The organism is Myxococcus hansupus (genome assembly GCF_000280925.3).
GTDB lineage: Bacteria > Myxococcota > Myxococcia > Myxococcales > Myxococcaceae > Myxococcus > Myxococcus hansupus.
In genome coordinates this window covers 891,144-913,494 of the sequence record NZ_CP012109.1, presented here as the reverse complement: position 1 = coordinate 913,494, position 22,351 = coordinate 891,144, and the positions used below count along the sequence as shown (strand labels likewise).

Below are 22,351 nucleotides of genomic sequence, written 5' to 3'. Positions count from 1 at the left end.
CCTTGGCGGCGCGGACCAGTCCGCGCCGTCACTTCAAGCTAGCGAGGCAGCGGCTCGAGGAAGGAGCCGATGAGAACGATGTTCTCGTAGCCACCCTTCGCGCCGTAGACCTCGATGTAGTAGCGGCCGGCCGGCGCGTTGGTGAGGTTGCACTTCTCCGACTGGTGCTCCTTCACGCTGCGGCAGTCGTAGTCCGCGTGCGTCGGGGCGCCACCGCGCTTGACGTAGAGGTCGGGGTTGCCCTTGCCCTCGCCCGTCTGGATGTAGATGTTGTTCTTCCCCTGGCCCGGGCGACGCTCCGGGACATCCAGGATGAACACCTGCGAGGAGCCCGCCGCGCCCGAGAGGTTCTCGACCGCGATGCCGCTCTCCAGGTGGGTGTAGCCACCCTCCCAGGTCACGGACAGCGAGGCGCCCGTGTACGGGCTGAAGCCGTTCACCATCACGTACCAGGTGCCGTGCTGCGGCGCGGCGAAGAGGCACTCCTCGTTGTTGCCGGAGCGGTACGGGCGGCAATCATAGGTGGTGGTGGTCGGCGCGTTGGCGAACCGGACGTACATGTCCGCGTCACCCGTGCCACCCGACATGGTGAACTTCAGGTTGTACGCACCCTCGGGGACCGTGACATCGAAGTACTTCTTCTCGTTGCGGCCACCCGCGATGACGATGGGGGTGTCCTTGACGATGGGGTCCGTGACCGGAGGCGGAATCGGGACGCTCACGCCCACGGCGCGCCAGGCGTTCGACACCGACTCGATCTCCGCGGCGCTGTAGCCCAACTGCGCGGCGGCCTGCTCCGTGGCCGTCTTCGCGGCCTCGAAGTTGGACGACGGGACGAGGAGGTCGGCGTTGGCCTTGTAGAAAATCTGCGCGGCCTTCTGGATGCCGATGCCCGTCACCTGGATGGTGCTGCGACCCCGCGGGTGCGTGCCACCCTGCGACAGCAGGTAGAACGCCAGGTTGGAGATACCGGAGCTGTAGTGAACGCCGGTCCCCGTCTGGTAGCTGTGGTAGTGGTCCAGCGAGTCGCCGTCCGTCGCCGGGTCGTTCATGTAGCGAAGGGCGTCGTTGGGGATGTTCGGCGTCCACACGTCGTCGCCAATCAGCCAGTGCCGCGGCAGGACCTCGTCCGCGCCGTCGCCGTACCACTCGCACACCGCGCCGAACACGTCGGACATCGACTCGTTCAGACCACCGGACTCACCCGAGTAGATGAGGTCCGACTCGTAGTCCGTCACGGCGTGCGTCAGCTCGTGCGCCGTCACGTCCAGCGAGTTGGCCAGGTTGGTCGCCGTCACGCCGTCGCCATCGCCGTACACCATCTGGGTACCGTCCCAGAAGGCGTTCACGTAGTTGACGCGGTGGTGCACGGTGCTGATGAGCAGGCCACCGTTGTTGTCGATGGAGTCGCGGCCGAACAGCTCGGAGTAGCACTCGTAGACGGTGCCCAGGTGGTCGTAGTTGGTGTTGACCACGGGGTCCGCCACCGGCGCCTCGCCCTCGCGGCGAACGACCGGGCCCGGCAGGGCGGTGCCGTTCTGACCGTCGTGCATGCGGCGGTTGAGGGCTTCCTTGATCTGCGGGATGCGCAGCATCACGTCGCCGTTGCGCGCATCCACCAGGACCCAATCGCGCACCGGCGTCTGGTCCGGCTTGGTGCCGTGCTGGACAACCTTGTACATCAGGCGCAGCTCGTCATCGATGCGCCAGTACACCAGCTCCGGGTTCTTGTCGGTGACCCAGCCCGGCAGCGCGTCGCGGTCCACATCCACCGCGGACAGGGCGATGTCACCCGCGATGGTCGCCTTCGCGTCGGCCTTCAGGTCGCTGCGAACGTTGGTGTTCGCCGCGAAGACCTTGCCCTTGCGGGCATGCAGGCGAAGCTCGCCACCCAGCACGGGGATGCCGTTGTGACGCACCGAGTAACGGTAGTGGCTGTCACCCTGCTTGTCCGTGTAGCCCCGCTTGAAGACGAGGCTGTTCGGATCCAGGCGGAACATCGGCGCCACGGCGTCAATGACGGGGGTCAGCGCGGACGCGTTGAGCGCCTTGGCGCCGCCGGCGGGAATCTCCGGCAGGGGAATCGCCAGGTTCGTCACGAACTGCGCGGCGTCCTGCTTGTCCTTCTGGACAACCTTCGCACCATTCTCCAGCGCCGCTGACTTCGCGGCCTCGGCCGGCGTCTCTGCCTCCGGGGCGGGGGTGGACTCGTTGCAACCAACGACGACGGACAGCGCTGCGATACCCAGCGCACCACGCATTGTCTTCTGCACCATGTAATCCTCCTAAGCGGAAAGATTAGGAATGATGGTGACACAGGGCTGACACGAATTTCAAGGTTGCGCGATTATTTCAGTTATTATTCTCTTCTCAGACTTCAAGCTAATTAACGTTATTCCCATAATTTCGTGGACTTACGCGCCCCACAATGCGTGCGGGCCAACCATCACACGACGTATCAGGTCGTGCTCGGCGCGTTCGTTTCAGGCGCGTGGGAGTCAGCGCCTCGTGGATCACGGGGATGCCCTCCGGTGCATGTGCGCGGGACTGGAATCAACGTCGCCGGCCATTACGCTTCCGTGTTGGGAGGCAACGATGCGCGCACTGCAGCTACAGCGGCTGGACGGGCCCGAAGGGCTCCAACTGGTGGACGTGCCGGAACCCGAAGCGGGGGACTCCGTGCTCATCGACGTGGTGGCGGCCGGGGTGAGCTTTCCCGACCTGCTGCTCACCCGGGGGCAGTACCAACTGAAGCCCGCCCTGCCCTTCATCCCTGGCGTGGAGGTGGCCGGCGTGGTCCGGCAGGCGCCCGCGGGCGCGGCGGTGAAACCCGGCCAGCGGGTGATGGCCTTCAGCTTCGGGCTGGGCGGCTTCGCCGAGGTGGCCGCGATTCAGCCGGAGATGGTGTTCCCCATCCCCGCGCCCTGGAGCTTCGAGGCGGCGGCCGGCGTGGTGATGAACTACCACACCGCGCACTTCGCGCTGCACCGGCGGGGCCGGTTGAAGGCGGAGGAGACAGTCGTCGTCCACGGCGCCGCGGGGGGCGTGGGCACGGCGGCGGTCCAGGTGGCGCGTGGCGCGCAGGCCCGGGTCATCGCGGTGGTGAGTGATGAGCGCAAGGCGGAGGTGGCGCGGCGGGCCGGTGCGGACGACGTGCTCCTGTCGACGGGGGACTGGGTGGCGCAAATCCGAGAGAAGACGGGCGGCCTGGGCGCCAACGTGGTGGTGGACCCGGTGGGCGGCGACGTCTTCGACAAGAGCCTCAAGTGCCTGGCGCCCGAAGGCCGCTTGTTGGTGGTGGGCTTCGCGAGCGGACGCATCCCGGAGGTCCAGGTGAACCGGCTGCTGCTGCGCAACATCGACGTGGTCGGCGTCGCGTGGGGCGGCTTCCTGCTGCACGAGCCGTCGCTGACGCGCACCATCGCCAAGGACCTGGAGGCCATGGCGGACCGCGGGGTGCTCGCGCCCATCGTCGGGTCGGTGTTCCCGCTCGAGCAGGGCGCCCAGGCCCTGCGGGAGCTGGACGCGCGACGGGCGACGGGCAAGGTGGTGCTGCGCATGCGCGAGGGCTGAGCGGCCACACGGCGCCGGGCCTCGGACAAGCGGCCTCACGAGACGCGGCGACCGTCCGCCGGGCGTGCAGCCTGCCGCGCGAGGCGCCGCGCCGCGCTGCCATCCCCGCCACGGTGCCACCACCTTCGTCGAGGAGGTGATGGCACCATGGCGAACGACCCCTTGGACCGGCAGCACCAGCGAGAGCGCGAACAGGAACGCAAGCGGCTGCGCGAGGAGGAAGAGAAGGACCTGGACGTGGAATCCCACCGGGGACCACGACCCCTCGAGGGTTTCGCGGGAGGCCACACCACGTGGACGGGCCTGCAGGATGATGCGTCCGCCCGGAGCGTCCACGCGGGAGATGCCGAGGCCTCCTGGGAGGCCAGCGAACGACAAGCCCGGCTGGAGCCCGAGCCCGAACCCCGGGCGGACGACGACGCGGATGCACGCGGCCGCTGACCCGCGCGGGCGTGAGCCGCGCGCCGAGGCAACCCCGGCGGCGCGACACCGGGGCTGTTAACCTCCGCGCGTGCCTCCCTCCCCTCCCGCCGTCACACTCACTCCAGACGAAGCACGGCGGTACCTCGTCGGCCAGCTCGGGCTGGCGAGGCCCGTGTTCCCTTCCGGCGCGCGGGGTGTGCGCGCCATGCTCAAGGACCTTCGCTGCATCCAGTTGGACCCGCTGGATGTGATTGGCACCAACGCGGACCTCGTGGCCCTGGCGCGCGTGGACGGCATCGCGCGGGGTGACGTGTACAAACATCTGCTGCCGGGCCACGCCTTCGAGCACATCGCGAAGGAGCGATGCCTGCTGCCCGTCAGCGCGTTTCCGTATTACCGCGAGCGCGCCGCGCAGCTCCCCACGTGGCGGTTGGAGGAGCGGCTCGCGCGGGTGCCGGAGCAGGTGCTCCAGGCCGTGCTCGCGGAGCTGACCGAAACAGGGCCCGCCTCCGCGAAGACGCTGAAGGACCACGGCGCCGTGGTGCCGCTGGACTGGAGCGGCTGGAAGAGCACCGCGCGCGCCACCGCCATGGCCTTGGACGTGCTGGGCGCCCGCTGTCAGGTGGTGGTGTGTGGACGCGCGCCGGGCGGCAAGGTGTACGACGTTCCGCATCGCGCCCTGCCCCGCCACGCGGACGCCGCCGTGACTCAACCCGTGGACCCCTGGGCGCTGGTCGAGCGCGTGGAGGCCGCGGGCCTGCTGAGCCGCGCCAGCGGGGCCCACTGGTCGTCGCTGAAACACGTGCGCACCAGCGATTTGCCGGACACGTTGGTGCGGGAAGGACTGCTGGAGGAAGTGGCCGTCTCCGGCTCGCCCCGCCGCTATCTGGCGCCCTCGGGGTTCCGGCGCCGCGACGTTCCCGAGCCCGATGCGCGGATGCGCATCCTGGGCCCGCTGGATGCCGTGTTGTGGGACCGCGAGCTGGTGCGCGTCGCCTTCGGCTTCGACTACGTGTGGGAGGTGTACAAGCCCGCCGCGCAACGGCAGTGGGGCTGGTACGTGTGTCCGCTGCTGCACCGCGGGCGGCTGGTGGGCCGACTGGAGGCGCGCGTTCGCGAGGGCACGCTGACGGTGGACAACGTGTGGCGCGAGCAAGGCGTGAAGCTGGACGACGCGGCGCTGGACGAAACCCTGGCGCGCCATGCGGCGGCGTGTGGCGCCACCCGCGTCAAACGCCCCCGGGCCCGCGTGGCGTGAGCGGAGCTCAGGGCAGCTCGGGCACCTCGCGCTCCAGCGTCTCCGCCGCGCGTGCGTCCTTGGGGAGCCCGAAGCGCTGGCGTGAGCACGACAGCAGGTGCCCCGCGTAGACGGTGTCCTCCAGCGCCTCCTGGAAACGCCCCGCCTGCGCCAGCGTCCGAGCCCGCTCGTCCACCAGCCGGGCCAGGATGCGCGCCTGCTCCGCGTGGGAGAAGAGGCGCACCACGGAGCGGGCGTCGAAGCACACCAGGGTGTCGAACTCCATGCCCAGCGTGGCCGTGCAGGCCTCGCGGATGTGCAGCAGGCTCGCGTCCAGGGAGGCCGCCGCCCGCGCACGGGCGATGTCCGGGGCCAGACGGCCGAGCTCACGCACGGCGTTCAAGGTGAAGGCGTAGCGCAGGACGGGCATGCGGATGGGGACTACACCCCAGACGCGCGGATTCATCCAGCGACCCCGTGTGTCCGGAACCACACCCGGGCCTGCCTCCAGAGAACGTCACTGGCCGGGATGAAACCCCGCCGACTACAGTTTCCCGTCGCGCGTCGGCCACCCCCACCCAGGAAGACACGAGCATGAAGGATTTGGACGCCATCCTCCGCGCACGCTCGCGCTCGCGAGGCCCGTCGGTGCTGGCCACCGTGGTCGCGGTGTCGGGCTCCGCGTACCGCCGCCCGGGTGCTCGCATGTTGATGAGCGAGGAGGGCTGGCTGGCGGGAGGCATCAGCGGCGGGTGCCTGGAGGCGGACATCGTCCGCAAGGCCTTCTTCTGGACGACCACCGGCCCGCGACTGCTGCGCTATGACTCCACCAGCGACAGCGAAGAGGATGAGGGCGCCTTCTCCTTCGCGCTGGGCTGCAACGGCGTGGTGGACGTGCTGCTGGAGCGCTGCGAAGCGGGCGTGGAGGAAGCGCTCACCTTCGCCGCCGAGGCCCGACTGGCGGGACGGCGAGCCGTGGTGGCGACGGTGTACCGGGGTCCGGCGAACGCCGTGGGCGCGCGGCTGCTGCTTCGCGATGACGGCACCGAGGCGGGCAATCTGGCCGGCGCGCTGCGAGACGCCGTGCGTGAAGCGGCCCGGGAGGCCCTGGCCGCGGGCAAGACCTGGAGCGGCCCCTGCGGGGGCGCGGACGTGCTGGTGGAGGTCGTGGAACCGCCCCACGCGTTGGTGCTCTTTGGCAGCGGCTTCGACGTGGCGCCGGTGGTGAATCAGGCCGCGGGACTGGGCTGGCACGTCACGGTGGTGGCGGACCGGCCCGCGGAGAGCCTGCGCAACCGCTTCCCCCGGGCGCACGCGGTGGTGTCGGCGAAGGCGGTGAGCGCGGTGGAGGCACTGCCGTTGTCGCCACGAACGCTGGCCGTGCTGATGACCCACAGCCTGCCGCAGGACCGCGAGCTGCTCGCGCGGCTGCTTCCGCGTCCGCTGCGGTACCTGGGCGTGCTGGGCCCCCGGTCGCGCACGGACCGGGTGTTGGCGGAGCTGCCGTCGATGCCCACCGCCGCGCAACTGGAGAAGCTGCACGCGCCCGTGGGGTTGGACCTGGGCGCGGAAGGCGCGGACGAGATTGCCTTGTCCATCATCGCGGAGCTGCAAGCCGTCGTCTCCAACCGCGAGGGCGGCAAGCTCCGCGAGCGGCAGGCCCCCATCCACACGGCGGCGCCCCCACCGGTGCGGAGGCTCGCGTGACAGTGGGCGTGGTGTTGCTGGCCGAGCACGGTTCGTCACGCAGGGAGCATCCCCGTCAGTGCGTCCGGTATCAGGGCAAGACGCCCCTGCAGCCACGGAGGCACGCGTGACAGTTGGCGTGGTGTTGCTGGCCGCGGGCGGCTCATCGCGCCTGGGGCACCCGAAGCAGCTCGTCAGATACCAAAGCAAGACACTGGTGCGCCGCGCCGCGGAGGCAGCAGACGCCGTGCGATGCGGCCCCGTCGTGGTGGTGCTCGGCGCCGCGCGGGACGCGGTGGCCGCGGAACTGACCGGCCTCTCCGTGCGCACCGTGGACCACGCGGACTGGGCCGCCGGGCCCGGGGGTTCGCTGCGCGCGGGCCTGCGGGCCCTGACGGATGCGGAGCCCCCCGCCCTGGACGCCATCCTCGTCATGCTGTGCGACCAGCTCCGCGTGGACGCCGCGCACCTGCGGGCCCTGCTGGACACCTTCGAGCGGACGCGTGCGCCCGTGGTGGCCTCCGCGTACGACGGCACCCGAGGCGTGCCCGCGCTCTTCGCCCGTGCGTGCTTCCCGGAACTGGAGGCGCTGAGCCCCCACCAGGGCGCGCGCGGCGTGATTGCGCGTGAACCCTCGCGCGTGGCGGAGGTGACACTCCCCGGCGGCGGAGACGACGTGGACACCCCCGAGGATGTCGCGCGGCTGACGTGAGTCCGCGTTCGTCACGCCGCGGATACGCGCATCGGCCCCTGGGCTGGCGGACTGGTACGTCAGTGCGTATTGCCAGCGCCACGCACCGTTCCCCACCTTTTCCGCGCACGACGTTCAGCGGAAGGGGTCTCCATGTCCAAGTTCAGGTTCCCGGCGGTGCTGGCCGCCTCGGCGGTGATGTGTCTCTCCGTGGGCTGCTCCCGGAAGTCGAAGATGTCTCACGAAGGCATGCCACCCACCGCGCAGCAGACGCCCCAGGACCAGGGGGGCCTGCCTCCACCCAACGCGCGCGCCGACATGAAGCGGGACTGCCCCATGGACGTGCCGGGTGCGCAAGCGCGCGCGGAAGACATCCCGGAAGGCGTGGCCCTCGTCATCGTCACGCCCCAGGCCGAACAGGTGGCGGACCTCCAGCAGCGCAGCCGCCGGATGATGCAGTTCCAGCAGGAGCACGGCACGGGTGGCAGCGGCATGGCGCAGCCGCCGGGCGTCGACTACGACGAGATGGGCGGGCGCGAGGAGCCGGGCTCCGCGGGCGCGCCGTCCGTGCCGTCCGTGGCCAGCGTGCATGACGCTCCGCAGGGAGTCGTCATCGTCTACACCGCCGTGGACCCGGCCCGGCAGGACAAGCTGAGCTCCGAAATCCACCGGAACGCCAAGTACCTGGCCACCGGCAAGTGCCCGGGCATGGCGGCGGACTGAGTCCACCCGGGTCGTGCGATGGGCCGCGCCTCGTCGTGAGGCGGGCCCCACCGCGCCCCCGCTCACGCCAGCGGCGGCAGGTGCGCCAGCAGCCGCTGCAAGTCGGGCTGCAGCTCGTCCGGCGACGCGCTCGCGAGCACGTCCTCGGGATGCGTGCCCCACGTCACGGCGTAGGTCCGCAGCCCCGCGGCCTGGCCCGCGCGCACGTCCAGCGCGGTATCCCCCACCATCCACAGCCCCCCCGTGCCCAGCGCCGCCAGGGCGTGGTGGAGGACGTCCGGCGCGGGCTTGTGCGGAAAGCCCTCCGTGCCCTGCACGTGGTGCAGCAGCGGCCCCAGTCCCATCGCGTCGACGAAGCTGCGGGCCATGTCGGGGCGCTTCGTGGTGGCCACGGCGAGCAGGTAGCCGCGCTCGCGCAGCGTCCGCAGCACCTCCGTCACCCCGGCGTAGGGCCGCGAGTTCCGGTGGAAGTGCAGTGGGTAGTGCTCACGGTAGGCCGCGCACAACGCGGGCACGTGCTCCGACGCGGCGAACTGGCTGTACATCCAGTCGAGCGGATGGCCGATGAACGCGCGCACCTGCGCGTACGTGGGCGCCGGGAGCCCCTGCCGCGCGAAGGCGTGCAGGAAGCTGTCGATGATGTCCGGCAGCGAGTCCACCAGCGTGCCGTCGAGGTCGAAGAGGATTCCACGGGGAGGAGAGGCGCTCACACCCTTCCCATACCGCCTCCGCCGCCCGCTGTCGTCCCTCCCCGCTCAGGGCGTGGCCTGCCGCCCTGGCGAGGCAGCGTCCTTCTCCAGGACACAGAGGTACAGCCGGTCCTCCTGCACGCAGCGCGTACCGCGAATGGCGCGGAACTCATGAATCCGTTGGGGAATGGAGAGGTAGACAGTGTCCGGGTCGAGCCTGCCTGCCCGGACATCGTCATCCAATCCCAGGCAATAGGACTGCGCGCGCGAGTCATCCAGCCGCGCCACGTAACCGCTGTTGAACGTGAGCCCCAGCCGGTAGGCGCGATACGCCCAGAGCGGGAACTCCCTGGGGCCCGCGCGGCACCCCCGTCCCGAGCCGTCATGGATTTGCGGCGGATAGAGCACCAGGTGCTTGCGTCCCTCGGCGGCCTCGCGGAGCGCCTCGGACGGCGCCGTGGTCCAGGCCGGGCCTTCCTGCCCCTGCCGGCCACGGCCCAGGTTCACATCGAAGCCTTGCAGCACCACCGTCAGGGCCAGCAGTGACGGTGCCACGGACGGGCGTGGCAACCGGATGAGCACGAGCGCGGAGCCCAGCGCGAGCAGGTAGTACAGCGGCCACACGAAGCGGCCCGAGGAGCGGAAGGGCTCCACCCACCGCATCACCGGCGCGTACAGCGCGGACACGTTCGCGACCAGTTCGCCGCGCAGGGTGATGTGCGAGGACAGCGCGAAGAAGAACAACCCCAGCGACACCAGGCCCACCGGAACGAACCTGCGCCACAGCCGGGCCACTTGGGGCGCGTCCCGCGCGACCAGCACGAGCGCCGTCCAGAGCGCGAAGAGCACGCCGAGCCCCAGATAGGCGAAGCCCTCGTACTGGGCCCCCTGCCGGGGCAACGCGCTCAGGAAGCGCGACCAGAGCAGGTCGCGGTAGCCCAAGGGATTGATGAACGCCGCCAGGTCCGCGGAGAACCCGCCGAACGCGCCCGCGCCCAACGTGCGGACCGTGCCCAGATAGCCAAAGACGTAGAAGAGCACGAGCACGGTGCCGACATTCACCCCCGCGGCCAGCACCGGCCAACGCCAGGGCAACTGGCGCTCCAGGGCCGTGCGCACGCACAGCGACACCGAGAGCGCCACCACCATGGCGGTGATGACCGGGTGCACGCCCGCGGCGAACACGCACATCGCCAGCGCGAGCCCCAGGGCCTGCTTCGCGTCGCGCGCGGACCGCTGGGGAATCAGGTGCAGCCCCACCAGCAGAATCAGCGTCCAATGCGCGCACAGCGCTTCGTGCGCCATGCTCATGCGCGCCAGCAGCGTGGGCGACAACACGAGCAGCCCGCCCACCATCCATTGCTGCGGCACCGAAGCGTCCAGACGCCGCGCCACCCAGGCGCCCGTCGCGCCCTGCAACATCAGACACGCGCACATCCACGGGCCGATGTACTGGAAGTCGACGGGCAACACGGCGGAGAACGGCAGCAGCAGCAGCGCCACCCAGGGGATGGCGTCCATGTAGCCGAGCGTCGTCCCGAGCGGATGGATGAACCCTTCCATGGCCCCCAGCGGGAAGCGCAGGGGCTCGTTGCGGAAGAACAACCAGCCCAGCAGGTGCTGGCTGAAGTCGTCACGCAGCAGCCACCCCAGCCGCGTCGGATCCAACGCCGCCGGGCCGTACACCGCCAGGAAGGCCAGCAGGCCCACGCCAGCGGCCCCCAGCGGTCCCAGGTGAGCAATGACGAACGTGGAGGCCACCGTCGGAAGGCGCCGCAGCCGTTCGGGCAGGGCGGGGCTCACGAACGGGACTCACACGAGGCGGCGGAAGCCGAGGTGTCGCGCGCTTCGGGCATGGAGCCGCCGCTTGAAGCACAGCCATTTCCAGCGCGTCAAGCAGCCCCGGCGCAGGCAGGGGAGCCACCCGCCTCCGGGTCCGCCGCCTCCACCTCGACAGGCTCCGGGGAGAGCCGCCAGAGCGCCTCCTCAAGGAAGTTCGCCGCGCCTCGCAGGTCCGACGAGGCGGCCTCCGGCGGCGCGCTCCGGGCCCTCGCGATGCGCTGCCGCACCGAATCGAAGGCGTGCTGCGCCCGGACGGCATCCTCGCGCGCGGCCCGCGCCTCCGCCAGGTCCACCGCCGCGCGGAGCAGGTGGGCCAGCTCGCGCAGCACCGGGTTGGCGAGCAGCTCCGGCGCGCCCTCCAGCACGACGAAGCTCGCCTCCGCCGCCGAGGCGTCTCCCACGTAGGCCTCCACCACCGCGCGGTACACCGCGAAGCGCAGCACCTGCCCGCGCGACACCCGGCCCAGGCCGGACACCGCCTCAGACAAGCGGGCCCACGCCTCGCTCCACTCGCCCAGGGCCAGCTCCGCGCGCCCCAGCTCGCCCAGCGCGGATCCCTCCAACAGCCGCTGCCCCAACTGCCGGCCAATCCGCGCCGCCGCCAGGAGGTGCTCGCGCGCGTCCTGGGGACGGGCCTCCTCCAGCAGGTAGCAGCCCAGGTTGAGCCGCGCCAACGCATGCCCGGCGCGGTCGCCCACGCTGGCCGAGCGCGCCATCGCCTCCTCCAGCAGGCCCATCGCCTCGCGCGTGCGCCCCATCTCGCCAATCGCCACCGCGCAGTTGGTCAGGAAGCCCACCTCGAACGTCACGTCGCCCACGCCGTGGAACAGCGCCTGCGCCGCGCGCAGATGCGGGATGGCCGCCTCCGCGCCACACCGCGCCTGTTCCACCAGGCCCAGGTTCCCCACCGTGTACGCGTCCAGCCACCGGTCGCCGCCGGAGGAGAGCTGCCGGGCCTCGCGCACCAGCTCCCAGGCCTGGGACAGCTCCCCTTCGTGCCGGGCGACAATCGACAGGTCCACCAACACGCGCTTCTCCCCCGCCACCGCGCCCAGCCCTCGCAGGGAGCCACGCGCCCACTCCAGGTCCTTCCGGGCCGAGTCCAGGTGTCCCGCCTCCAGGTACACCCGGCCTCGCACCGCCACGGCCTCGGCCACGAGCTGGGGCGACACCAGGACCTGCTCGGCCCGCTTCAACGCCGCATCCAACCGCTCCAGCAGCAGGCGCACGGGGCCCCGGGCCACCACCTCCGGCTCCAGCGCCACCAGCGCCTCCAGGGCCCGCTCCACGGAGCGGGACGTCGCGGGCGTCACGGCCAGGGCGTTGTCACACGCGGCCAGCAGGTTCTCCCGCTCCTGCGCCAGCCGCTGGAGGGCCTCCGCGCCGCCCTGACACCGCACCTGCGCGCGGAGGCTGCGGGCCAGCGCGAGGTACCAGTCCGCGTGCCGCTCCGCGAGCGCCACCTCCGAGCCCTCCTCGCTCAGCCGGACGGCGGCGTACTGACGGATGCTCTCGTATTGCCCCAGCCGAGCGTCGCCGCCGGGCAGCTCCGCCTCCATCACGCGCAGCAACGACTTGGAGCGCAGCGACTGGAGCACGTCCAGCACGGCCGGCCCGTCCGACGGCAGCCCCAGCACCGCCTCCGCCGCCTCCAGCGTGAAGCCGCCACGGAACACCGAGCACCGCGCCAGCGCCGCCCGCTCCTCCGGCTCCAGCAGGTTCCAGGACCAGTCGATGGCGCCTCGCAGCGTCGCCTGCCGCGCGCGCCCGTCCCGGCGTCCCGCGCGCAGGAGCTCGAAGCGGCGCGACAGCCGCTCGCGGAGCTGACTCACGCTGAGCAGCGCCATCCGCGCCGCGGCCAGCTCGATGGCCAGGGCGATGCCATCCAACTGGCGCACGATGTCCGCCACGAAGGGCGCCTCGCCCGCGGTCAGCTCGAAGTGCCCTCGCGCCTCACGCGCCCGCAGCGTGAACAGGCGCACCGCTTCCGAACGGACCAGCTCCTCCAGCCGCGACTCGCCTTCCTCCGGCACCGACAGCGGCGTCAAATCCAGCAGCCGCTCTCCCACGAGGCCCAGCGCCTCGCGCGACGTGGCCAGGAAGCGCGCGCGCGGCGCCATCTGCATCCAGCGTCCCAGCGTGGCGGGCACGTGCTGCACCGCCTGCTCCAGGTTGTCGAGGATGACCAGCACATCACCGCAGTCATGCAGCGCGCGCCCCAGCCGCTCCACCGGTTCGGTGGGGTCGCCATCTCCGCGCAGGGTGAGGCCCAGCGTCTGGCCCACCGCCAGACAGAGCGCCTCCGCCGTCTGCGCCTCGGACAGCTCGCACAGCCAGACGCCGCCCTCCCAGGTGCCGGACTCCAGCTCCAGCGCGCCCAGGAAGGTGGCCAGCCGCGTCTTGCCCATGCCGCCGGGCCCCAGCACCGTCAGCAGCCGCGCGCCCTCCGACAACCAGCGGCGGAGCACGCCCAGCTCCACGCACCGGCCCACCAACCCATCTTGAAGCACCGGCACGTTGCCCTGCCTGTCTCGCGGTGCGCGCGGCACACCGAAACGCCGCTCCGACAGATGCGCGGGCAGCACCTCCACCAACGCCACGGCGTCGTCGATGCCCTTCAGCCGGAACGCGCCCAAAGGCCGCACCGCGGGACGCCCCAGGGCCTCCACGGCCTGCGCGGCCTGCGCCCAGGCGCTCCCACTCACCAGCACCTGCCCGCCATGGCCCGCGGCGGCCACCCGCGCCGCCACGTTCACCATGCGGCCCAGGTAGTCGGTGCGGCCGGAGCGCTCATCGAGCCGGCACTCGGGCTCGCCCACGTGCACGCCCATGCGCACCCGCAGCCCCCGGAACAGCAGGCCCCTTGGCCCCACCTCCTCCGCCGCCTCCGGCTGCGACAGGATGTCCGCGGGCCACGCCGCGCACAGCAGCGCGTCCTGCGCCTCCAGGCACCACCCCAGCGCGTCCAGCACCGAGGGGAAGGCGATCATGAAGGAGTCACCCTGCGTCTTCACCTCGTAGCCGGTGCTGCCCACCAGGAGCGAGCGAAGCACTCGGTCATGGACCTCCAGCGCGGCGCGCATGCCCGCGCCACACCGCTCCCACAGCCGCGTGGAGCCTTGAACGTCGGTGAAGACCAGGGCCACTGAACCTTCGGGAGGCATCGTCGAGGCCGCCTGCTGTTCATGGCCGGGCAGAGCCCTCAGCATGCTCGTCACCGAGCCTGCCAACCGTCTTGAGGACGCATCACCCATCGCACGCTCCTGCGATGCCAGTTCCCGCTGAAGAGATGACACCACGCGGAACGGACGCAGCCCATGCGTGCCGGGCCCAAGCTCCGGGCCTCAACACAGGCAGCATCCATCAACCGACGGAAGCTCACGGCCGCGTCCACAACGCCACGGCGCCCTCGCCCCCCAAGGCACGTCCACCAGCCCCCACGGCGCGCACTCCCACATGGCCAGACTGTCAGCGATTGCAAACATCACCCGTGGGTGCTGGTTGACCGCACGCATCACTGGCGCAATTTTGCGCGCAGGCCACCCTGCCGCATGCCCGCACGTCTCGACTGGCCGTTTCCGGGTCTCGCACCGCGAGCCACCCGGCGACCTGGACCCACTTGGGGAGTCGATGAAAAAGCCACTGTTCGCGAAGACGTTTCCGCTGCTCGCTGTGACGGCGCTGGGCCTGACGGGCTGTGAGCCCCTGATGCCGGAGGCACCGCCTCCCACGGGTGCGCAGGTGCAACCGCAGGAGTCCATCAACGGGCTGTCGTTCAATGGCCTGTCATTCAATGGCCTGTCGTTCAATGGGCTGTCATTCAACGGCCTGTCGTTCAATGGGCTGTCGTCGACGGCCTTCACCACCTGGTTCCAGTCCAATCCCTCCCTGGCCGACATGGCGATGCGCTACGTGGTCCGCTGCGCGGTGCCCGACGGGCAGACGCGCACCTTCACCTCCCCAACCACCAGCGTGCAGTACACCTGGGACGGCGGGCTGGGACTGGCGCCGAGCTGGGCCGCGGGCAACGCGGCCACGCTGGCCGAGCAGCAAATCGTCTCCGCGTGCCTGGCGGCCCACGGCAACCGACTGGGAGAGTCGCTGCTCATCTCCGTGCTCGGCCGGGACGCCGCCGGGGACGTCATCCCCTACACGGCGGAGGAAATCATCACCTACTCCCGCAAGGAGTCGTGCTTCTTCGGCAACCTCTTCAACGAGGAAGGCCTCTACGTGGCCGCGGAGCGCGCGCCCCTGGGCCCGCAGGAGAGCACCTCTCGCGCCTGCGCGGGCCTGCTCGACGACGGCACGGAGACCGAGGTGCCATGTGCCCCCATGGTGCACGTGGGCGACTGTACGTCCCACTGCACGCTGGACGAAGGCGGGCTCTTCTTCGCCACCTGCACGGCGGGCGGCGTCACCTACCTCCCCATCACCACGCGGCTGTCCCCCGCGGATGTGAATCAATGTGGGGACGGGGTGTGCCAGGCCACCGAGCGCTGCGGCACCTCCCACCGGTACGACAACTGCGCACTGGATTGCGGCCCCTGCCCGTGAGGATGTGAGCGTCGCGTGGCGGACGCTTTTGCTCACGCCGCCCGAGGAATGCATTGGAAGGTGCATGGACGTGACTACTTCCCTGGAACCCCTTTGCAGGTGGTTCCGCGCCCATGCACCTCACCCCTCCCCACATCGCCCTGCGCCTGCCGTGCGCGCTGCTCCTCGCGAGCGTGCTGCTGGCCACGCCGTCCCACGCCCAGACCACGCCGCTGGAGGACAACAACCTCATCACCGCGGGCTACATCGAGCTGGCGTACGACATCGGCGGCCTGCTGGACCCCACGCTCACTCCGGGTGGAACCAGCGCCGTGCGACCCAACTGGTTCGTCTTCGCGCCGCACGCCTCCCGCACGGGTGGTGAGGGCCTGCTGGGCGCGTCCCTGGCCCGCGGCATCATCCGGGTCGCGAGGGGCCAGCCCTCCCTGTCGCTCCAGCAGGCGCTGGGGCGCGTGGGCCTTTCGGGCACCTTGCACCTCTCCGTGGAGCGGCTGGGCCTGCAGCTCGTGCTGTCCGGCCTGCCCTTCGACGTGGCGGCGTCGCTCGCCTCGCTCACCACGGCCATGAATGGCGCGGCCCTGTTGGACCCGCGCACGCTGCTCACCACCACGGCCCGGCTCGCGGCGCTCTACGCGAGCGCGCCCGGCGTGCACCCGCTCGACAAGGCGGAGCGCGTGGTGGACACGCTGGAGCGCACGCTCAACGAGAGCAACCTCGCCATCTTCTCGGACATCGGCGGCTCGGGGCGCCTCTACATGAACTGGCGCGCGGGCGCGGGCGCGGTGACGCCCGAGCGCGTGCTGACGGAGTTCACGCTGGTGGACGCGGTGCCCGCGCAGTCCCGGCAGGCCTTCGACTACGCGCTCGCCCACGCCTTCGACTCGCCGCGTCCCTTCCAGTTCAACACCCTCTTTCCGGGCATGCACTGGAAGAGCCTGCTGGTGGCGGCCTTCGCGCTGTACGAAGAGGCCCGCCTGGCGCCCACGCCCGCCACGCGCGACGCGCTGATTGCCATGGGCAACAACTACATCGCCTGGCGCGAGCAGCACGACATGGCGCAGCCCGTCTTCTCGCCCGCCGTCCAACGCCCGGATGAAGTGTCGCGCGTCGAGCTGCTGCGGACCCTCACCCCGCTCTTGTCCACGGACTTCGGGACGATGACGTGGACGTACGCGGACTTCGCCTACAGCCAGGGAGACCGGGACGGTAATCCGTTCACCTCGCCGCCCACTGAGTACAATTGGGCCGACTTCTGGGACCGCTGGACGGGCATCCTCTTCGCGTTCAACGCGGCCTATCTTCAGCCCACGGCGCTCTGGGTCATGCCTGAACCCCTGGTGGACCCCACGGCGGAAGCAAACGGAGGCTGAGCGCGCATGGGTGAGTCGGGGCCTCCGGGGGGCCGGAAGCGGGGGCGGAGGGACCGGCATCACGCACCGCGTGACGCGCCGCGCACTCCCACGAGCTCCGAGCCAGACGGCTTGACGCCTCCGGAAGGTCAGGAGACGTTTCCAGGCCCCATGAGACTCGCTCCGTCTTCCGAGCCCGGCCGTCCCTCGGAGCTGGCCCCCCTCACCGAGATGCCCGCCCACGCCGCCGACCAGGCCGCCCTGTCCGCCGAGGCCCGGCTGTGTGTGCTTCAGGAGATGATGGGCGAGGCCTTCTTCACGCTGGATGCCCAGGGCCGGGTGCGTGAGCTGAACGCGCGCGCCGCCGCCCTGCTGGGCCTGCCCGCCGAGCAGGTGCGCGGCCAGGAGCCCTGGCTCGCCCGCCCCGAGCTGACGGGCACGGTGCTGCACGAGCGGCTGATGGCGGCGCTCAACGCGCGCGAAGGCGGGCGCTTCCTCGCGGAGCTGCCCTCACGCACCTGGCTGGAGGTGACGGTCCGCGCGGTGGGCGACGAGACGTGGGTGCTCGCCGCGGACATCACCCAGCGCCAGCACGCCGAGAGCGAGGTGGCGCGCATCGAGGAGCGCTTCCGGCAGTTGGGTGAGCGCTTCCAGGTGGCGCTCGACTCCGCGCAGATGGCCGTCTGGGAGACGAACCTCGTCACCGGACAGGTGTTCCGCTCCGAGGCGCATGACCGGCTCTACGGCTACGCGCAGCCGCAGGCGGTGTGGACCCACGAGATGTTCCTCGCCTCCATCCATCCGGACGACCGCGCGGAGGTGGAGGCCCAGGTCACCCTGCTGTTCACCCAGCAGGTGGACGCCTACACCTCCACCTTCCGCACGTGCTGGCCGGACGGGAGCTGGCACTGGCTCACCAGCCGCGCCCGGGTGATTCGCGACGCCTCCGGCAACGTGGCCGTGGTGCGCGGGGCCATCCTGGACATCACCGCGCTGAAGGAGACGGAGGCCGCGCTGCAGGAGGCGGTGCGCACGCGCGACGACTTTCTCTCCATGGCCAGCCACGAGCTGCGCACGCCGCTCACCTCGCTGCGGCTCCAGGTCCAGACGCTGCGGCGCATGGGGGACACCGCGCCCGGCCAACTGCTGGGCTCGGAGAAGGTGGTGGGGAAGCTGGACAACACGGAGCGCCAGCTCCGCCGGCTGGGCGCGCTGGTGGACAACCTGCTGGATGTCAGCCGCATCCAGACGGGCAAGCTGGACTTCCAGTTCTCCGAAGGGGACCTGGCGCTGGTGGTGACGGACGTCGTCTCCCGCTTCACCGAAGAGGCGCGGCTGGCGGGTGTGGCGCTGGACGCGCAGGTGGACGCCACGGCGACGGGCCGCTTCGACCGGCTGCGCATGGAGCAGGTGCTGAGCAACCTGCTCAGCAACGCCTTCCGCTACGGCGCGGGCAAACCCGTGAAGGTGTCGCTGACGTGCGAGCCCGCCACCATCCGCGTGGTGGTGCAGGACAGCGGACCGGGCATCCCCGCGGCGGACCGGGACCGCGTCTTCGAGCGCTTCACCCAGGGCGACAACGCCCAGCGGCGCGGCGGCCTGGGCCTGGGGCTCCACATCGTCCGGCAAATCGTCGAGGCCCACGGAGGGCGTGTCCACGTCGAGGAGACCCCTGGCGGCGGCGCGGCCTTCGTGGTGGATTTGCCACGCGAGGCCTGACCCGAGGGCCCCCCGAATATCCTCCGCTTTCGTACACGTGACGCCTTCCGGGAAGGACTTGGCGCCGGAACGGAATCAGGACTCGTGCATCATGCCGTCACGGTTCGGCGTGCGACGGAATCTTCCGCGCCCGTCGTCATGCTCGAACCAGCGCTTCCGTCAGGGGTCCATCCGATGTGGATTGAGAGCATCATCATGCCGCGCGAGGATGACTCGGCCCCCTACGTCCCCGCCCCACAACGGGACCGGCGCAGCGGGCTCCCCGTCGCCATGGCGGAGAGCCGCAGGCTCCGCGACGCGGTGCAATCCTTCGTGAGCGCCCACGACTTGTCGGACGGCGTGAAGTGGCTCAGCGAGCCCGGCATCCTCCCCCTCCTCACCATTCACTGCACGGACTTCGCGTTGACGAAGCTGCGCGAGGCCACGGACTTCGTCGTGGGCTGCGCCGCGCCCATCGACGCCTACCCCGCACTGGTGGGAACGCACGGACCGATGGCCGCCGAGCTGCTGGGCACCACCGCCCCGTCCCTCGAGCGGCGCTGCGTCTGAGCCCCCGTCACGGCGTGGGGATGTGCCGGTAGCGCGCCGCGCAGAACTGGTACACGGCGTACCCCACCAACCCCAGGGCCACGGCGCCCAGCAACCAGGGTCCGAAGGGCTGTGCCGCCAACGTGCCCAGCGCTTCGCCCAGGCCGCCCGCTTCACCGGGGTCCGCGTTCAACGCGGCCTGGATGAAGAACCAGCCCACCAGCAGGAACACCACGCCGCGCGCGGCGACCCCGGCCTTGCAGATGCGCTCCACCCAGGTCCGCTGACGCGCCGCCAGTCCGGACAGGGTGAGCTTCTCCAGCATCTTCCCCTTCCAGGCCCGGTAGAACTGGTAGCCGGCGAACGCCATCACCGACAGGCCCACGAGCACGACCAGCGCCTGACCAAAGGGCTGTGACAGCAGCTTCGCGGTGAGGCTCTGATTGCCACCACCCCCACCGCCTCCACGGCCACGGAGCAGGTTGAAGGCCGTGAGCGCGAGGCTGGCGTGAATCACCCCGCTGCCCACCATGCCCACGCGCGCCGCCAGCCCCTTCCCGGAGCGGCCCTTGTCTTCCAAATCCCACGCGGCCTGGGCGAAGCGCCACAGCGCGAACGCCAGCAGGCCCACGCCCAGCAACACGAGCAGCACCGAACCGAAGGGCTGGCGCGCCACTTCCGCCACCGCGCCATGGGTGTCCGTCGCCTGGCCGCCCTCGCCCGTGGCCAGCATCAACGCCAGCGCGCCAATCACCGCGTAGACGGCGCCACGCGCCGTGTAGCCCGCTCGGGCCGCCCACTCCACGCCGCTGCGGCTTGCTTCCCGCCCCGCCCGTGCCGCCCGTTGGAGGTCGGGCCGGCGCAACGTCCCCGTCGCCATGTGTCGTCGTTCCTTTCCGGTGCCACAGCCCCGTCCGTCAGGGAACGATGCACATGGCCCCGCCGGGCCCCAACGGCCGCTCGCCTGGCTGCTCGCTCAGTCCCGTCGGACACTGGCGCGCCTCAGCCGAAGCGCGCCTGGAACGCGCGCAGGTTCGGCCCATCGCCGCCGCGCTCGTAGACGGCGAAGACGACGTGCGTGAAGGCGCCGGGGAACGAGGCCAGCGCGAGGGCGAAGGCCTCGGCGACCTCGACGGGGTTGTTGCGGAACACGCCGCAGCCCCACGCGCCGAGCACCAACGTCCGGTGGCCCTGGTGCGCGGCCACCCGGAGCACGTTCAGCGCGCGGGACTGAAGCACCTCGCGGATGCTCGCGCCCACGCCCGAGTCGCGTGACAGCGCCACGCCCGCGTTGGGGGCGGGCGCCGTGAGGATGGAGACCTGGAAGGGTTGCTCCAGGAACGCCAGGGACTCGTCCCGGACGAAGGGCACGTCCGGCGCGTAGATGAGATGGTCCGTGTAGAGCGGTGACGGGTCCGCGCGGTTGGCGTCGTAGTAGTCGCGCTGCGTGAGCAGGCACGGGTACAGCGCCGAGCAGCGCGCCAGGTCCTCCTCTTGCGCCTTCGCACCGCCCAGGAAACCGCCACCGGGGTTCTTCGCCGACGCGAAGTTCAGCGCGCCCACGTGCGCGGCGCCCGCCTCCACCAGCCGACGCGCGGCGGCGCCGGTCTTCTCCGCCGTCACCTCAATGCGGACTCCGGACGGAGGTTCCACGGGCGAGGTGTCCACCGTGATGCGCGAGAACTCGCCCGGCCGGTACAACACCGTGCCTTGAACCGCGCGTTCGACCGAATCTCCCAAATCGACGCGCCGCCCCGAGGGAGCCAGGTACTGGCCCCGCTCGATGACGTCCAACGTCTGCTGTCCAATGCCCTTGAGCGACATGTCGTGTGTCCTGTCCACAGGGCCCGCGCATCGATGCGCGAGCCTTCGTGTCACCTCAACACGAACATTCCCAAGGCATCCTGACACACGCCGTGGCGGCGCGTGGGCTCAGTCGCAGCCGATGCGTCGCGTACTGACCACGACGTTGTCGAGCCACGTCTCGGAGCCCGACGGCCCCAAGGGGTGGACGAAGCCGTAGCCCACGGTGATGCTGTTGAAGGCGCGCATGCCGATGTTGACGAAGTCATGCGCCAGCATGCCGTCCACGTAGACACGCATGTCGCCGTGTGTGCTGGACGTGCTCTCACGGTGGACCTCCCACTCCAGGCACACCCACCGCCCGGCTGCCATGCCCACCAGAATGGGCTCGGGCTGAGGGGTCCACCCCTGCCCCTCGCGGCCGGTCCAGTCGTCCAGCGCGAAGCCGCTGTCCTGCATCACCTGGAGTTCGACCCCACCAAAGTCCTCATCCAGATTGGCGAGCATGAAGACGGTGCCCATCTGCCCGAAGATCCTCGGCAACGAGCGCATGTAGACGTGCGCGCGCACGAAGAGCCGGGTGCCGAACGCGTCGATTCGACGCTGCGCATTCGCGATGGTGGAAACGACCTGCTCCCGCCCGTCGTGCCCGTCCTCGGTGATGATGTGCAGCGCGCCCGCGCCATTGCGCGTCCGTGTACCGTCGACCTGGAGGGTGGCGTGATCCTCATGAACCGTCCAATACGGGGGCGGAGTCATGCCCTCGTCGAACAGCTCGCAAAGCAGCACGTCATCGGGACAAGTGCTGGGCTCGTTGCTGGGCCCGGGGTAGTCGTCGCCGGCGTCAGCGCCCGCGTCCGTCCCCGCGTCAGAGTCCTCGCCCACGCCGGCATCCATCCCCGCGTCGGACTCCGCACCCGCGTCGGACTCCGCACCCGCGTCGGCGCCTGCGTCCTCGCCCGCCCCCGCATCGGCACCGGCGTCCTCACCTGCACCCGCGTCGGCCCCGGCGTCGGACTCCTCGCCCGCCCCCGCGTCGGTGTCCCCTCCCGCGCCGGCATCCATGCCCGCGTCCGTGCGGGGCGGGTTGTCATCACCACCCTCCGAGCACGCCGGCAGCACGCCCAGAGCAAGAACCACGAGAGGCAGCAGGAGAGACCGCTTGAAACGCATGGGCTCGGGTATCCGGACAGGCCCGCGGGGCCGGGCATGCGGTGAGATGAAATGGCCGGACGGGTTCCCCAGACCAGGGCCGACCAACGCATCCCTTATCACTCACAATGCCTGCGGGTCACCCGGGTAAGACAGACCCGGGGCCCGCCAAGGCGCCAGAGACCTAACCCGGCATGCATTGGGATTCATGACCTTCGCACGGCCCAGGAAGCCGCCACCGTGATTCGTCGCAGACGCAAAGCGCCGCGAGCCCACGTGCGACGCCCCTGCCTCCACCCGCCGACGGCGCCGCTCGTCCCCGCCGTCAGGTCGAACGTCCTCGGTCCCATGCCATTCAACGACATGCCGTGTGTCCATTCAC

Annotated in this window: 18 protein-coding genes; 10 read left to right on the top strand and 8 right to left on the bottom strand. The window is 70.8% G+C overall.

Annotated features, from left to right (window positions below; all coding sequences use genetic code 11):
* Positions 1–38 precede the first annotated feature (38 nt).
* A complete protein-coding gene (locus tag A176_RS03820) occupies positions 39–2,276 on the bottom strand; it encodes a M4 family metallopeptidase (protein WP_002633407.1) in 2,238 nt (745 codons plus the stop codon).
* Positions 2,277–2,595: 319 nt separating this feature from the next.
* Here A176_RS03820 and A176_RS03815 point away from each other — a divergent pair, with 319 nt between their 5' ends.
* From A176_RS03815 to A176_RS03805, 3 genes are all read left to right on the top strand, one after another.
* A complete protein-coding gene (locus A176_RS03815; protein WP_002633409.1) occupies positions 2,596–3,573 on the top strand; it encodes an NADPH:quinone oxidoreductase family protein in 978 nt (325 codons plus the stop codon).
* A gap of 147 nt (positions 3,574–3,720) precedes the next feature.
* Entirely contained in the window at positions 3,721–4,014 is a 294-nt protein-coding gene (locus A176_RS03810; RefSeq protein ID WP_002633411.1) for a hypothetical protein, read from the top strand.
* A gap of 187 nt (positions 4,015–4,201) precedes the next feature.
* A complete protein-coding gene (locus tag A176_RS03805) occupies positions 4,202–5,254 on the top strand; it encodes a DNA glycosylase AlkZ-like family protein (protein WP_226994186.1) in 1,053 nt (350 codons plus the stop codon).
* 7 nt (positions 5,255–5,261) lie between these two features.
* Here A176_RS03805 and A176_RS03800 read toward each other — a convergent pair whose 3' ends face one another.
* The gene (locus tag A176_RS03800) at positions 5,262–5,663 is read right to left on the bottom strand and encodes a hypothetical protein (RefSeq protein WP_002633414.1); all 402 of its coding nucleotides are present in this window, start codon (positions 5,661–5,663) and stop codon (positions 5,262–5,264) included.
* 164 nt (positions 5,664–5,827) lie between these two features.
* Here A176_RS03800 and A176_RS03795 point away from each other — a divergent pair, with 164 nt between their 5' ends.
* From A176_RS03795 to A176_RS03785, 3 genes are all read left to right on the top strand, one after another.
* The gene (locus A176_RS03795; RefSeq protein ID WP_002633415.1) at positions 5,828–6,940 is read left to right on the top strand and encodes an XdhC family protein; all 1,113 of its coding nucleotides are present in this window, start codon (positions 5,828–5,830) and stop codon (positions 6,938–6,940) included.
* A gap of 106 nt (positions 6,941–7,046) precedes the next feature.
* A complete protein-coding gene (locus tag A176_RS03790; protein WP_002633416.1) occupies positions 7,047–7,631 on the top strand; it encodes a nucleotidyltransferase family protein in 585 nt (194 codons plus the stop codon).
* Between the two features lie 132 nt (positions 7,632–7,763).
* Entirely contained in the window at positions 7,764–8,333 is a 570-nt protein-coding gene (locus A176_RS03785) for a hypothetical protein (protein ID WP_002633417.1), read from the top strand.
* A 62-nt stretch (positions 8,334–8,395) separates the two neighbouring features.
* Here the strand turns inward: A176_RS03785 and A176_RS03780 are convergent, their stop codons facing one another.
* The 3 genes from A176_RS03780 to A176_RS03770 all read right to left on the bottom strand — a co-directional run bounded on the left by A176_RS03780 (position 8,396) and on the right by A176_RS03770 (position 14,073).
* Positions 8,396–9,043 carry an HAD family hydrolase gene (locus A176_RS03780; protein WP_002633418.1) on the bottom strand — a complete coding sequence of 216 codons (648 nt, stop codon included), beginning with the start codon at positions 9,041–9,043 and terminating at the stop codon, positions 8,396–8,398.
* A 45-nt stretch (positions 9,044–9,088) separates the two neighbouring features.
* Positions 9,089–10,825 carry a DUF6311 domain-containing protein gene (locus A176_RS03775; RefSeq protein ID WP_002633419.1) on the bottom strand — a complete coding sequence of 579 codons (1,737 nt, stop codon included), beginning with the start codon at positions 10,823–10,825 and terminating at the stop codon, positions 9,089–9,091.
* 89 nt (positions 10,826–10,914) lie between these two features.
* Positions 10,915–14,073, bottom strand: a complete 3,159-nt coding sequence (locus A176_RS03770; RefSeq protein ID WP_226994185.1) for an ATP-binding protein — start codon at positions 14,071–14,073, stop codon at positions 10,915–10,917.
* A gap of 421 nt (positions 14,074–14,494) precedes the next feature.
* Here A176_RS03770 and A176_RS03765 point away from each other — a divergent pair, with 421 nt between their 5' ends.
* From A176_RS03765 to A176_RS03750, 4 genes are all read left to right on the top strand, one after another.
* Positions 14,495–15,418 carry a hypothetical protein gene (locus A176_RS03765; protein ID WP_002633421.1) on the top strand — a complete coding sequence of 308 codons (924 nt, stop codon included), beginning with the start codon at positions 14,495–14,497 and terminating at the stop codon, positions 15,416–15,418.
* A gap of 113 nt (positions 15,419–15,531) precedes the next feature.
* The gene (locus tag A176_RS03760) at positions 15,532–16,788 is read left to right on the top strand and encodes a hypothetical protein (protein ID WP_002633422.1); all 1,257 of its coding nucleotides are present in this window, start codon (positions 15,532–15,534) and stop codon (positions 16,786–16,788) included.
* A gap of 6 nt (positions 16,789–16,794) precedes the next feature.
* Positions 16,795–18,486 (top strand): sensor histidine kinase, encoded by a 1,692-nt coding sequence (locus tag A176_RS03755; protein WP_002633423.1) that lies wholly within the window; start codon positions 16,795–16,797, stop codon positions 18,484–18,486.
* A gap of 174 nt (positions 18,487–18,660) precedes the next feature.
* Positions 18,661–19,035 (top strand): hypothetical protein, encoded by a 375-nt coding sequence (locus tag A176_RS03750; protein WP_002633424.1) that lies wholly within the window; start codon positions 18,661–18,663, stop codon positions 19,033–19,035.
* Positions 19,036–19,042: 7 nt separating this feature from the next.
* On the opposite strand, the gene A176_RS03745 is transcribed toward A176_RS03750, so the two are convergent.
* The 3 genes from A176_RS03745 to A176_RS03735 form a co-directional block, all read right to left on the bottom strand.
* Positions 19,043–19,894, bottom strand: coding sequence for a DUF1206 domain-containing protein (locus A176_RS03745; protein WP_002633425.1), 852 nt, complete (start codon positions 19,892–19,894; stop codon positions 19,043–19,045).
* A 122-nt stretch (positions 19,895–20,016) separates the two neighbouring features.
* Positions 20,017–20,838: a TIGR02452 family protein gene (locus tag A176_RS03740; RefSeq protein ID WP_002633426.1), complete on the bottom strand. Its 822-nt coding sequence runs from the start codon at positions 20,836–20,838 to the stop codon at positions 20,017–20,019.
* 108 nt (positions 20,839–20,946) lie between these two features.
* Entirely contained in the window at positions 20,947–21,990 is a 1,044-nt protein-coding gene (locus A176_RS03735; protein WP_002633427.1) for a hypothetical protein, read from the bottom strand.
* Positions 21,991–22,351: the final 361 nt, after the last annotated feature.

What these genes read in the sequence shown, in the direction of transcription:
- A176_RS03820 (WP_002633407.1), bottom strand. Translation starts at nt 2,276, where the DNA reads ATGGTGCAGAAGACAATGCGTGGTGCGCTGGGTATCGCAGCGCTGTCC.
- A176_RS03815 (WP_002633409.1), top strand. Translation starts at nt 2,596, where the DNA reads ATGCGCGCACTGCAGCTACAGCGGCTGGACGGGCCCGAAGGGCTCCAA.
- A176_RS03810 (WP_002633411.1), top strand. Translation starts at nt 3,721, where the DNA reads ATGGCGAACGACCCCTTGGACCGGCAGCACCAGCGAGAGCGCGAACAG.
- A176_RS03805 (WP_226994186.1), top strand. Translation starts at nt 4,202, where the DNA reads ATGCTCAAGGACCTTCGCTGCATCCAGTTGGACCCGCTGGATGTGATT.
- A176_RS03800 (WP_002633414.1), bottom strand. Translation starts at nt 5,663, where the DNA reads ATGCCCGTCCTGCGCTACGCCTTCACCTTGAACGCCGTGCGTGAGCTC.
- A176_RS03795 (WP_002633415.1), top strand. Translation starts at nt 5,828, where the DNA reads ATGAAGGATTTGGACGCCATCCTCCGCGCACGCTCGCGCTCGCGAGGC.
- A176_RS03785 (WP_002633417.1), top strand. Translation starts at nt 7,764, where the DNA reads ATGTCCAAGTTCAGGTTCCCGGCGGTGCTGGCCGCCTCGGCGGTGATG.
- A176_RS03770 (WP_226994185.1), bottom strand. Translation starts at nt 14,073, where the DNA reads ATGCTGAGGGCTCTGCCCGGCCATGAACAGCAGGCGGCCTCGACGATG.
- A176_RS03765 (WP_002633421.1), top strand. Translation starts at nt 14,495, where the DNA reads ATGAAAAAGCCACTGTTCGCGAAGACGTTTCCGCTGCTCGCTGTGACG.
- A176_RS03760 (WP_002633422.1), top strand. Translation starts at nt 15,532, where the DNA reads ATGCACCTCACCCCTCCCCACATCGCCCTGCGCCTGCCGTGCGCGCTG.
- A176_RS03755 (WP_002633423.1), top strand. Translation starts at nt 16,795, where the DNA reads ATGGGTGAGTCGGGGCCTCCGGGGGGCCGGAAGCGGGGGCGGAGGGAC.
- A176_RS03750 (WP_002633424.1), top strand. Translation starts at nt 18,661, where the DNA reads ATGTGGATTGAGAGCATCATCATGCCGCGCGAGGATGACTCGGCCCCC.
- A176_RS03745 (WP_002633425.1), bottom strand. Translation starts at nt 19,894, where the DNA reads ATGGCGACGGGGACGTTGCGCCGGCCCGACCTCCAACGGGCGGCACGG.
- A176_RS03740 (WP_002633426.1), bottom strand. Translation starts at nt 20,838, where the DNA reads ATGTCGCTCAAGGGCATTGGACAGCAGACGTTGGACGTCATCGAGCGG.
- A176_RS03735 (WP_002633427.1), bottom strand. Translation starts at nt 21,990, where the DNA reads ATGCGTTTCAAGCGGTCTCTCCTGCTGCCTCTCGTGGTTCTTGCTCTG.